This window comes from Sanyastnella coralliicola (genome assembly GCF_030845195.1).
Lineage (GTDB): Bacteria > Bacteroidota > Bacteroidia > Flavobacteriales_D > Sanyastnellaceae > Sanyastnella > Sanyastnella coralliicola.
In genome coordinates, this window is the sequence record NZ_CP132543.1 from 1,742,075 (window position 1) to 1,754,760 (window position 12,686).

The 12,686-nt window shown below is 45.5% G+C and carries 12 protein-coding genes; all 12 read left to right on the forward strand.

What is annotated here, in order from left to right; translation table 11 throughout:
* Window positions 1–203: 203 nt before the first annotated feature.
* The 12 genes from RA156_RS07375 to RA156_RS07430 all read left to right on the forward strand — a co-directional run bounded on the left by RA156_RS07375 (window position 204) and on the right by RA156_RS07430 (window position 12,678).
* Complete coding sequence (locus tag RA156_RS07375) at window positions 204–1,340, forward strand: DUF4856 domain-containing protein (protein WP_306643926.1); 1,137 nt, start codon at window positions 204–206, stop codon at window positions 1,338–1,340.
* A gap of 73 nt (window positions 1,341–1,413) precedes the next feature.
* Window positions 1,414–2,493, forward strand: coding sequence for an imelysin family protein (locus RA156_RS07380; RefSeq protein WP_306643927.1), 1,080 nt, complete (start codon window positions 1,414–1,416; stop codon window positions 2,491–2,493).
* On the forward strand, window positions 2,486–3,856 hold the full coding sequence (locus RA156_RS07385; protein ID WP_306643928.1) for an HTTM domain-containing protein: 1,371 nt from the start codon (window positions 2,486–2,488) through the stop codon (window positions 3,854–3,856). Before RA156_RS07380 ends, RA156_RS07385 begins: the two co-directional genes overlap by 8 nt.
* Entirely contained in the window at window positions 3,846–6,284 is a 2,439-nt protein-coding gene (locus RA156_RS07390; protein ID WP_306643929.1) for a TonB-dependent receptor plug domain-containing protein, read from the forward strand. Before RA156_RS07385 ends, RA156_RS07390 begins: the two co-directional genes overlap by 11 nt.
* A 288-nt stretch (window positions 6,285–6,572) precedes the next feature.
* Window positions 6,573–7,070: a hypothetical protein gene (locus RA156_RS07395; protein ID WP_306643930.1), complete on the forward strand. Its 498-nt coding sequence runs from the start codon at window positions 6,573–6,575 to the stop codon at window positions 7,068–7,070.
* A gap of 251 nt (window positions 7,071–7,321) precedes the next feature.
* Entirely contained in the window at window positions 7,322–7,543 is a 222-nt protein-coding gene (locus tag RA156_RS07400) for a hypothetical protein (protein ID WP_306643931.1), read from the forward strand.
* A gap of 193 nt (window positions 7,544–7,736) precedes the next feature.
* Window positions 7,737–8,480: a riboflavin biosynthesis intermediates N-glycosidase gene (gene ybiA / locus RA156_RS07405; protein WP_306643932.1), complete on the forward strand. Its 744-nt coding sequence runs from the start codon at window positions 7,737–7,739 to the stop codon at window positions 8,478–8,480.
* Between the two features lie 13 nt (window positions 8,481–8,493).
* Window positions 8,494–9,009, forward strand: coding sequence for a hypothetical protein (locus RA156_RS07410; RefSeq protein ID WP_306643933.1), 516 nt, complete (start codon window positions 8,494–8,496; stop codon window positions 9,007–9,009).
* Window positions 9,010–9,206: 197 nt separating this feature from the next.
* On the forward strand, window positions 9,207–10,223 hold the full coding sequence (locus RA156_RS07415; protein ID WP_306643934.1) for a beta propeller repeat protein: 1,017 nt from the start codon (window positions 9,207–9,209) through the stop codon (window positions 10,221–10,223).
* Between the two features lie 54 nt (window positions 10,224–10,277).
* Window positions 10,278–10,973 carry a hypothetical protein gene (locus RA156_RS07420; RefSeq protein WP_306643935.1) on the forward strand — a complete coding sequence of 232 codons (696 nt, stop codon included), beginning with the start codon at window positions 10,278–10,280 and terminating at the stop codon, window positions 10,971–10,973.
* 56 nt (window positions 10,974–11,029) lie between these two features.
* Complete coding sequence (locus RA156_RS07425) at window positions 11,030–12,085, forward strand: serine hydrolase domain-containing protein (protein ID WP_306643936.1); 1,056 nt, start codon at window positions 11,030–11,032, stop codon at window positions 12,083–12,085.
* Window positions 12,086–12,096: 11 nt separating this feature from the next.
* Window positions 12,097–12,678 carry a hypothetical protein gene (locus tag RA156_RS07430; protein WP_306643937.1) on the forward strand — a complete coding sequence of 194 codons (582 nt, stop codon included), beginning with the start codon at window positions 12,097–12,099 and terminating at the stop codon, window positions 12,676–12,678.
* Window positions 12,679–12,686: the final 8 nt, after the last annotated feature.

Here is a 12,686-nt window from a genome sequence, read left to right on the forward strand (position 1 = left end):
TAACGCATTGTATTTCAGTTTTCTACACTTAACCACCCTTTATCCACAGTTCCATTTCAGCACAGTCCCTTCCCAAAATTGGAACAATTCTTTTGTAAGACATGACATGTATCAGTTGTAAGTAAAATCCCACAATTGTGGTATAGGACGAAGGCAAGTCACGACCGACATTTGCGGTGTTATTTAAAATTAGTCTAAATAAAATGAAGCGACTTATTCTACCCGTGTTGTTGATCCTACTCGCCGTAGGTTGTAAAGAAGATAAGGATGAGTTGGTGATTAACCCACCAGCAGATAATACTGCCCTTTGCGAAGAGGGAGATTACTGTTTCGAACGTAACGGAAATGCCACTGTGAACTACAGTGGTCAAATAGCGCGTTTGAACCAGCTAGAGGAAATGACTACTTACATGAAAACAGCAAATACCAGCGGAACTGCCGTTGACGCTGCCGTATTGCTCGACATGTTTAATAATGGAGACGGAAACGGATCTACACACTTCTCTGCTGACGCTGCAGTAGCAGGTAAGCAACTGGAAAACAAGTGTTTCCTAGGTACACTTGCTGATTACCAAGGATGGATGCAAGACCTAGCAACCGCATCTACAAGCACCACTGCTGGTTCAAATGGAACGGCGGGAGTTGTTGTCAGCACAACGAACCCTTCTAAGCAGTACCTACTCGACGAGAACGGTGTGGAGCACATCCAATTGATTGAAAAAGGTTTGATGGGCGACGTATTCTACTACCAAGCGATGGAAACATACATCAACGGTGTAGAAGACGGATCTTTCGATAATGCTGGTCCGGTTGACGAAGCAGCTGGCAAGTACTACACAGAAGCTGAGCACAAGTTTGACGAGGCCTTCGGTTACTTCGGTATCCCAACTGACTTCCCTACAGATTACACTAGCGGACGATTCCACGGAAAGTACTGTAACAGTCGCGACGGAGCCCTTGGTACGAACTCCATCTTTGAAGACTTCATCGCAGCACGTACCGCCATCACTGCAGGAACTGACGTGATGCCAAGCACTGACGAAATCCGAATCAAATGGCACAAGGTATGCGCCGGAACAGCCATCCACTACTGCATTGGAGCGAAAGAAGACATCGATGATCCAGCACTCAAGTGTCACCAGCTTTCGGAAGCCTACGCGTTCATTGGGAACCTCCTTCACAACCGCACTGATCTAGCATTGACACCAACAGAAGTTGATGAAGCTCGCGCGCTACTTGGAACAAACTGGTACGAGACAACAGCTGATGATATCGACGCCTGCATCGCATACTTGATTGATCGAACGGAGATTGAACTTACAGACCTTCCGAATCTTTGATAGACAAGAGACGAGGGTCTAGAGACTAGAGACCAAGGACCAAGGACCAAAGACCAAAGACTAAAAACCAAAAATGAAACACTCCTACCTCCTACTCCTCCTCGCGTTCGCTTTGGCTTGTTGTGACAACAACGACCCAGAAGATGATCCGATGGTGGATACGCGTTACTCTGCGCAGCTTCCGCAGTTGGTGAACAATTACGTCACACCGGAATTGGATGCAACAGTGGATGAAGTAGAAGCGTTGAGGGTTTCGGCTGAAGTCTTTGATCTTAACTTGGACCAAGCTTCTTTGGATGCTTTCCAGGCACAGTTGAAGGAAGCACGTCTTCAGTGGCAGCGTATTTCGTTCTTGTGGTTTGGACCAGGTGATGAGCAGAATACGGTGCGTGAAGTGAATACCTTCCCTGCGGATGTCATGGCAGTGAGCGCTCATGCCGATGAAGGTTCAACGGGTGGTGAAGGTCTTGACGAAAAGGGATTCTGTGCCATTGGATGGATGATTCATCATGCAGATGACCAGAGCATTCTCGATTACTACATCGATGACAGCTTTGGAGCTTCACGAAGAGCTCATCTATTGCACCTCGTAAACGAAGTAGAGTCAGCCATTGGGAATCTCAACCAGGCGTGGGACAATGGTTTCGACGACACTTTCAGCACAGCTACCGGTTCTTCTGTTGGTTCAGGAATGAGTCTCTACCACAACGGCCTGACTCGAGATTACGAGAATCTAAAGCGTGAGAAAATTGCGCTGCCATTGGGCTTGCTTACCCTAGACATTCCACTTCCAGATAAAGTAGAGGCCTATTATGCTGGTTACTCAGTTGAACTGGCTTTGGCGCATTTGGCTTCGACCCGAGATGCATTGACGGCCAATGATACCGGAGGAATCATGGCGCTAATCGATGAATTCGGTGCTTTCCATTCTCCATCGAATCAAGACTTGAGCGATGCGATTCTCGAACAATTAGATGCAGCCAAAGCAGCGCTTGAGCTAGTGCCAGATCCACTTTCTGGAACGATTGAAAGTGACCCCGCGATGGTGCAGTCTGCCTACGATGAATTGCAAGCAGCAGTAGTGCTCTTGAAGATCGATTTGACAAGTGCGTTGGACGTAAGTATTACTTACACAGATACGGACGGTGATTGATGTAATCAACAAATATCGCCGCCATCTGCTAGAAGAGATATCGATCTGGCCACTGGTCACGCTGCGCGTGGCCTTTGGTCTTTTAATGACCTTCGCTGCGCTGCGCTTCTGGTATTACGGTTGGATTGATGAATTATACATCCAACCAGACTTCCATTTCAGCTACTTTGGAATGGATTGGATCCAGCCTTTACCAGGCATCGGCATGTACCTCGTTTTCGCAGGACTAGCCATCTCTGCCTTCTGTATTGCCATTGGATTCAAGTTCCGGTTGATGTCGGTGAGTTACTTCCTGCTTTTCACTTACGTGGAATTGCTTGATAAGGCCACCTACCTCAACCATTACTACTTCATCAGCATCGTTGCCTTCCTCCTCTGTTTCTCACCTGCGCACAAAGCGCTGAGTGTAGATGTTTGGAGAAAAGGCAGCTCTGTATCAAAAGTACCGCGCTTCTTCATCTGGTCGTTCATGCTGCAACTCGGTATCGTTTACTTCTTTGCTGGAGTTGCGAAGTTGCACTCAGAATGGCTTTTTGCTGCCATGCCAATGCGCACGTGGCTACCAGCACGCGCAGACATGCCTATCATCGGCTGGCTGTTTATGTATGAAGAAACGGCCTACGTATTCTCATGGGCTGGCGCCTTGTACGATCTATCCATCGCCTTCTTGCTGTGTTGGCGAATTACTAGGCCATTCGCCTACCTGTCGGTGGTGGTCTTCCATATTTTGACCTGGATGCTCTTCCCGATTGGGATTTTCCCATGGGTCATGATCTTCATGACATTGATCTTCTTCCCTGCACATTACCACGCGTTTATTTGGTCTCCAATTCAGCGTTTCTTTGAAGCATCTGGTCGTGTTGTTTCTCGCCTAACGGCGGAACGGAACCCTGTTCCTTCAATCATCCTTGGGGTGTTTGTACTTCACTTTATCGTGCAACTCGTCACACCACTAAGAAGTCACTGGCAATCCGAAAACATCTTCTGGGATGAGCTAGGCTTCCGATTCTCTTGGCGAGTGATGCTAATTGAAAAAGCGGGAGCCATTGAGTTCTACGTCGTCGACCCGAGAACGGGAAGAAAAGCCATCGTGGCTCCTTCCGAACACCTCACGAAGCTACAGGAGCGGGAAATGGCGACGCAACCTGATATGATTATTGAATACGTCCACTACCTCGCAGATATCTACCGAGAGAAAGGCATCGAATCGCCTGAGATCTACGCAGATTCATGGGTGGCGGTGAATGGCAGTGGTTCACAACGATTCATTGACCCGAAGGTCAACCTCATGAGCGTTGATCCCAACGATCGCTTGTCGTGGATGTTGAAACAAGAATACTACGTGCAGTTCGGTGAGAAGTAAGAAGCTACTCATATTGACCCTTTGCTTCCTCGCCTCATTCGCTGCTCAGGCGAGTGATGATCATTCGTTCAAAGTGATCGTCACCGACAGCGCTAGCGACCGTCCCCTACCCTTTGCCAACATTATCATTAATGAAACGCAGGGATTCATCACTGACAATCTCGGTCAGGCCCAAGTCGGCGTCAAGGAAGATAACTTCCTACTTAGCATTCGATACCTCGGCTACGAGAACATCGATAGCCTCATTGATTTGAAAAGAGTCTCACTTCCTCTGCGCGTTAAGCTTCAGCCCATTACCACCGAGCTAGGAACGGCCATCATTTCAGACGACCAAGGGATCAACAACGGTCCTTCAGCAAGCGTAGAACGATTCACGGTCTATGCTGCAAAGAAGGCAGACATTATTCGTCCGAAAGAGATTCCGATCAACAGCGCTACCAATAACGCACGCCAGCTCTTTGCACAAGTAGCAGGACTTAATATCTGGGAAAGTGGAGATGGTGGCGCACAGCTTTCGATTGGTGGTCGAGGTCTTGACCCTAGTCGTACTTCAAACTTCAATACCCGCCAGAACGGATACGACATCTCTGCGGATCCTTTGGGTTACCCTGAAGCATACTACACCCCTCCACCACAAGCGATTGAGCGTATTGAATTGATTCGAGGCGCAGCGAGTTTACAGTTCGGTCCACAGTTCGGCGGGATGCTCAACTTTGATTTGATTGATGCCCCACAGCGCACCATTGGTGTGATCAGCGAACAGAGTTTGGCTTCGTTCAATACCTTCTCCTCATTCAACGCGTTTGGACATTCTTCTGAAAACATGCAGGTGATGGGCTACTGGCACCACCGCCAAGGCGACGGATGGAGAGAGCGTAGCGCTTTTGAATCCAACAACTTCCATGGCAAAGTTGTCTTGGGGAAATCAACTGACCGTCGCATCACTTTTGAATACACGCATTACAAGTACCTCGGCGAACAGCCTGGCGGACTCACAGACAAAGCCTTCGAGGAAGACCCAAGCCAAGTGCTGCGTGAGCGCAATTGGTTCAACGTTGAATGGAATCTCGCTGCTGTGATCTGGGAGCAAAAACTCGGACAAAACCTTCAACTTCAGGTTCGTCCGTTCTGGCTACGCGCCCATCGCCTAGCCCTGGGCCACCTCGGCAGAATCAACCGCGCTGACCCAGGTGGGAATCGCGATCTCATCGAAGGAAACTTCCACAACTGGGGTGTAGAATCACGTCTTCGCTTTGACTGGTCTTTGGGAGATCTACCTTCTACCCTTGTTACTGGTGTACGCTATTTCAACGGGCAAAACACCAACATTCAAGGTTCCGGAAGTGATGACGACACACCGAACTTCACTCAAATCTCAGACGAGTTGATCAACAGCTCAGACTATGAATTTGACAACCTGAACCTTGCTTTCTTCGCTGAGCAAGTATTCCGCGTTAGCGAAAAAATGACCATTACTCCAGGGATACGCACTGAGTACATTCAAACAGCTTCAGAAGGAAGCTATACACAAGTGTTATTTGACGGCGCAGGAAATCTACTGCCTACCTACCCTCGTATATTCAACAGTAATGATCAACGCGACCGTACAATCTTCTTGTTTGGTGTAGGAGTTTCGCGAAAGTTCAGAACGAATCAAGAGTTCTACGCAAACTACTCACAGAACTACCGCGCGATTAACTTCAATGACATTCGCATCATTAACCCAAACCAGGTGGTAGACACCAACATGGTTGACGAAAGTGGACACACAATTGACCTTGGTTTTAGAGGCAGCATTGGGAATGCGATATACATTGACGCGTCTGCGTTTATTCTCTCGTACAACAACAAGATTGGTAACAAGCTGGATACCATGACCGTGAGTCAAACGCTGGGCCCGCAATTGGTTCGAGTACGCACCAACCTTTCAGAAGCCTACACCAAAGGAATTGAATTCACCACTGAAATTGATCCCCTCTGGTGGTGGGAAGGAAACCAAGACCTGAAGCTTCGCATCTTCGGAAACGTAGCCATCACAGACGCCGTTTATCGCTCAGACGAAGATCCCACCCTAGACGGCAACTTCGTAGAGTATGCCCCACGTTGGAACGTTAAAACCGGCGTAAGAGTCAACTGGAAAGCCTTCAACACCTACTGGCAATGGACCTACGTCTCTGAACAGTTCACCGATGCCTCCAACGCCCCAGAAGGATTCGACATCAACGCCGTCGTAGGTGCCATCCCATCCTACCAAATCCACGACATCGGCATCGGCTACAGCTACCGCGACTTCACCCTCTCCGCTGGGGTAGACAATCTCCTAGACACGAGCTACTTCACTCGCAGAGCAAGTGGATACCCCGGGCCTGGGATCTTGCCGGCTGATCCGAGGAACTTTTACTTGTCGTTGAGGCTTGATTTGTGGTAACTCTTACCCCGGCGTCCGGCATCCGGCGTCCGTTTTGTTCTCTGTTCTTGGTTCTTGGTTCGAAAAATTCTGAATCATACTCATTTCGAAACATGTCGTAGTTATTTTCGGACGCCGGATGCCGGACGCCGGGGTAAAAGCCCCCAACCCAAGTACAATCCCAGTTATAGTTTATCGATTATCGATTCTAGATTAGAGACCCTCATCTCTCGACCAATCGTCAGATTTCCGTGATAAAACACAATTTCATTGGCATTAAATTTGTTCTGTAACTGAAAAATGACTCAAATGAAAAAACTCATCCTAACCTTGGCGGTAGTGCTTGGCGCATTGTGGAGTACGGCACAGATTACGATTGATCCCTACCAGATCGAGATGCGTGTATCTGTTGATGAAGTAGAGAAGTTGGATGCCATCACAGCAACAAGCGCGTGCGGTGAGATCTCAGTATCCGTAAAGCTGCAACAGTTCAGCGGTGGATGTTTAGGAAATACTGTCCGCACATTCACTTTTACTGATGGGTGTGGTAACACAGAGACAGCACAGCAGTTCTTGATCCTCACTGATGACGTCCCTCCTGTTTTCGACGCGATTCCAGAAAGCATCACTGCCAGCAAAGACGATGTCCCAGCAGCGGCAGAAGTCACAGCCACTGACAACAGCGGCAAAGACGTAGAAATCACGATGACAGAAGTCGTAGAACGCAAACGCATCATCCGCACATGGACAGCGGAAGATCAATGCGGGAATAAAGCGACGAAGGAACAAGTCATATCTCTTAAGTAAACTATAATCGATAAACTATAAACGATAACTGGGGTGCCCGTAGGATGCATGAATATTCCTCAACTCCAAATAGTTATTGTTTATCATTTCTAGATTATCGATAACTGGGGTACCTGTTGGGTTCGTGGTTCGTAAATGACCCTCAACCCCAAATAGTTATCGTTTATCGTTTCTAGATTATCGATTCGCGTTCCGTGAAACTTTTCTTGTGGTTTTGAGTACACATGAGCGTAACTATACAACTGACGCTTATGAGAAACTTAATCGTGAGCCTAGAGAAGCTGCCACAGACAGTTCTCGAAGCTATTCAGAGTGCTTACCCACACGGGTATGACCATTTGACATTCGAGTTCGAACACCCGGTAAAGGAGGAGATTTATACGGCTCTTCGTTTCGCTACGGAAGAAGTGAACTACGTGATCAAATTAGATTCCAGAGAAAAGAACATCGACCGCTTATACGACGGCGGTTGAACCACCAACCAATGATTTCCTATTTAAGGCCCTGCTTTGCGGGGCTTTTTTTGTGGTTGAGATTTAGGATGAACTGGTAATTGCTACCAAAGGACAATGAGCTTTCGGAGTTGAATTATTTCGATATTTAAAAGCTCCAATCCCATTATAGATTGTAACGAACGTTCAGCTGAGCATTAAACGCAAAATATTCATGATCCTTCCAGGAGCTAAATACAGAAATGCTAAGGCCTTGAAAGTGTCTGGTTTGATTCATTTTACCTGGGCATTTTCAGAGCGTTTTGATTTCGTACTACCCAAGGGTGAATCGTTTAAGGTAAGCTACTTCAATGATCCAGATGACGAGGAAATACAGGTTTGGCTTGACGCTCCTTCTAAGTATGAAGAGATGGTGGTTGGCGAATACTTGAAAGCTGAGAAATATGATTCTTACAGCCTCTTACTGCGAAAAGACCAACTCGAATCGCACTGTGAAGCATTGATCCGTGATATGCAAGTCATCTATTTTGACTTAACACCGGAAAGTGATCATTGGCTTTCGAGCTACTCTCGCAATGGATTCACATTCAATGATCTATACTACCCAACAGTTGAACACTTCTTTCAGTCCCAGAAATTCACAGATCCCGTTCATGCAGAGAGAATCAGATTAGCATCGTCATCAAAAGTCGCCACTGAATTAGGGAATGATATGAAGCATAAAACGAAGAATAATTGGGATGAAATGAAAGATGACATCATGTTTCTCGGTGTCAAGTTGAAGTTTAACCAAAACCCTGAGATGTTAAATGCCTTAATTCAAACGGGAGAAACCTTAATCATTGCAAATTCACCCCTTGATCATTATTGGGGAATCGGTCTAGATAACACTGGGAGAAATCATCTAGGCACTCTTTTGATGAGAGTTAGGCTAATGGCTTTGCATAACAAAGAATGATATATAGAATTCCATGAAAACCACCTTTCAGAAGACACTCCCAATTTTATCTATTGTTGTTCTCCTCTTCGTTAGTTGTAGAACCAACGACTCGTTTAATGACAAAACCTTCAATGAACTGACACACAAGTTCAACATCGACTCTTCACAGGTAGTTTACATGTTTTATCAGAAGTATGGTTTTACAGATGTCTGTGAAGATTTAATCATGCTTACTAATGTTGACCTCAATCCAGAACTGAGTGAACGTTTGCCCATGAGTGACCATGATCTGGAAATGGTAGCAATGTTTTCTATTTCTCAAACATCAGCGAAGCCAATTCAAGCCATGCTCTCCCCTGATCAAGGGAGTGAGTTTAAAGACATCGAACTTGAATACCTTGATTATAATCCAAGTAGTCTAAAATCAATTGATTTCGTGGATGGAAGCTATGAAATCACTCAAACGCAGATGATGTTCACCTTGAAGATTTACGATGAGGAGTCTGGATTGCTTTATGTCGCTTCACATGGGTGTGATGGTACCTAGAAAGCCATTAAACTGCATTTCGAGCGGCCTTGCTTGCGAAGCTTTTTTGTGGTCGCCTGGAAAAGCTTTGAGTAGATCTTTGCATTTTTTTGTGACTCAGCGAAACGCTTTATTATGATATTGAGAGTATCAAAGCGTCGGTAACTCATTGGTTCATTGACGTAGGTTTTTGAAACAAGTACTCGCACCAGGCCAGAATGCACTCCAAAATATTCACGCTCGCATATATAGTTCAGCTCTGTTTGGGCTGCTCTTCCTCCGTTCAAGTTGATCTGAATGATTCTCAAGAAATGAACGAAACTACTCCTCTCTTCGAACGAGGACATGAGGATAAAGTCACCGACAGGTATCCTTTAATGGTATCCTATGATTTCGGCGAGACATGGGAGTCAGCATCTGGAGATTTACCCCCCGCCATGCAAGTTTCTTTTCTTGAACCAAAGGGGCTCGAATTGGTCTTGGCTTCTGATAACATGGGGGTTTTCATTAGTTCTCAAAACAAGTCAACATGGAAAGCAATTGGGAACAACCTACCCAACCAAAAGATCAATGCGCTCACTGTTGTTGGAGATGAGATCTATGTAGGAGTATATCAATCAGGAATCTTCCGAACGACGGACGATGGACAAACATGGGAGGCTTTGAATTTTGATTTACCAAATCTCAATGTGCTTTCCATTCTTCAAATAGATCAGCAGCTAATTGCTGGCACCGACGCTGGTATTTATACATTAGATGCTCATACAGAATCATGGAAAAGAACAAATGCTCAGTCTCAAACACTAAGCCTCTATGAATTCGACAACATTCTGATCGCCGGAACTAGTCAAGGAACGCTAATATCTACGAATGGTGGCATGCATTGGGAGTGGATTAGACAAGAAGGCTCCGTCCATTACACGCATAACATTGGGAAGAGAATTGTTGAATTGGCTTTAAACGGTGACCTTGTATACTCGGATGATTGGGGAGCAAGCTGGACCAAAACGCAATACGAACCGCGAGCGAGCGCATATGTTTATGAGATTATTGAATGCGGCGATTTCCAATTACTCAGCAATAATTACGGAATACACCGATCTACTGATTACGGCGCTACATGGGAACTCATCTTCAAAACAGAATCAATGGTATTTCTTGATTTGATACCTATAGAAAACGAAATCTATGGTGGAACAAGGATTTGGGACGAGTTTCGCAACAGAACGAAATAAAACGCCAGCATTCCTGTTGGTGATACCAAAATGAGTAGTCCATCTACACAAGCATTGAACCTTCTTCCAAAGTCTGTTGAATTACGGCAAAAATGCAAGTCGATATCGGCTTTGGAAGCCATTCTATCTCCAGACTGGCAATACCGGTACTTTTCATATCAGAAAGATTGGAGCGTCAGCGAAGAAGTGTGCGAAATACGCCATGGCAATGGTGATCAAGTGTTGATTCTATTCACAGATCACGGTACTTGCATCAACGGATTTGCCCAGGAAAGTAAAATGAATGGATGGAGAAACGTTGAGGTCACCGCGGCGAGATCAATTGTCGACAAACTTTTAGGTAGAAAGCTTCAAGTTAAAACTGAACTAGTACAAGAAATTCCTCTCGGTGTTCTAGAAGGATTACCCAAAAAATTCAATGACTTCATTTATAACGACCCAGTTAAAAGTATAGGTACAACCTTTTGTATCTGGCAACATGCGAGAGATGATGATTGGCTAATCGGCAATGCCAAACTTCCTAACGACGAATACACAGACGGGTCAAAAGATCTGCTCAGACTACTGGATGGCAACCCTGCGACCTATAAAGAATGGGCCGAAGAATACTACGAAGTTGAACTTAAGATCGATCAAATAGAAGCAGTTTTCAATGGAAGAGAGATAACCATGAGTTTCGCACTCGAACTCAATCCAGAGCTGTCGGATTTCGAAAAACTTCAATCTGATCTTGATTCAATTGGGTATTGAATAGATAAAGGCCAACTTTGGAGCAGTCCTTAGCCGATACTCCCATCTAAAGCGCAATGAGCCAACCCAATTCTACGACTGAGAAAAAGAAACAAGGCAAAAGAATCTTTCAGATCACACTGTTGCTGGGAACAGCGGTCTCCTTGTACTTTGTCCCTTGGCTCTTGGTGAAGGCGTGGGTGCTGCCACTTCCAGATACTATTCAAGAACAAGCTGATCAAGCGATCGGACATGGGTTTGACGGTGTCATCGTTTATGTAGATCAAGCAAATCATGCACCGCAGTATATCGCTTCGGGATGGCACAATCGACAATCGAAAATACCTGCTGACCCACATGCCCTGTTCAAAATCGCGAGTATCAGCAAGTTGTACGATGCCGTTGCGGTAACGAAGTTGGTTAGTGAAGGACGGTTATCCTTAGACAAGACGATCGCTGACTATTTGCCAGAGTATTCTAAGCGGATTGAGAATGCGGATAAGGTCACCTTGCGACTGATGTTGCAGCACAGAAGTGGCATTCCGAACTTCACGGATACCCCTGACTTTTGGGCCGTTCCTACCCAAACCTTTGAGGAGAGCATTGCATTGATTCTAGATAAGCCTGCCAACTTTGAACCCGATGCAGACTATCAGTATTGCAACACCAACTACCTGCTGCTCAATAAGATTATGGATGATGTCCTTGGTTATGAGAACTTTCAGTTCCTCAAAGAGGAGGTGCTTATTCCACTTGATCTCAACAATACCTTCTCATCACTCAACGAAGTAAATCTCGATGATGTTATGAGCGGTTATCACGTGGGCTACCCCGATGACCTAAAGGAAGATGACCACGGTATGTTGGCCACAGCCGAAGACGTCGGCACCTTCCTGAGAGCGTTAAACGATGGATCACTATTTGAGCAAGGAGAACAAGAAATATACGCCTCGGTTTACGAATTCGAACACGCCGGATGGGTTCCTGGATACCAGAGTTTCGCAACTTATGACAAAGACCTCGATGCAGTCGTTGTTACGTTCTATAGCACTACAGACCCTGATCTCTATAATTGGAATTTGTCTGAGATTATTAATGATCGAATAGTTCGGATCATTGAATCACAACCCTGAAGAATCTCTAGATGAAAAATAAAGCTTCTGAAATAACGCTCGATAATGTTGCTCAATTCAGTGTTCCTCTTGAATCCCACCCTCTTAGATGGAAATTTGAAGATGAGTCCGGACATATTTCCGAGGAGTTTAGTGATCAAATAATTGCATTAAACTCTGAGGCTGCCAAGTTTATGTGGCAATTCGAAGGCTCCCAGCTACAACTTGGGAATATCCCTAAGATGGCGCATCATTACAAGAAGATTTCACAGCTCAACTGTGCAAGTGCTAGCAATACGGAAGTAAAAAAATGGTTATTCAATCTTGGGATACCTTTTGACCAGAAAGTATTCTGGATTGATCAACCGCAATGTGGGTTTATCTTAACGTGGAAAATGGTCATCAAATTTTCTGATGACATATTCTTTGCGGAAGATGTTGTCATTTGGGATCGGACTCTAAACTGGTGCTTGAATTATTTCCACCATGACTTATTCTGCTTTGGCAAAGATCGCATTCACAACTCCGAGGTGAGAGCGCAAGAAATGAAGAAGACCAAAGACATGATCAACGATATGATCAGAAAGAATCAGGAAAGTCAAAACAACAAATAATAGAGAGT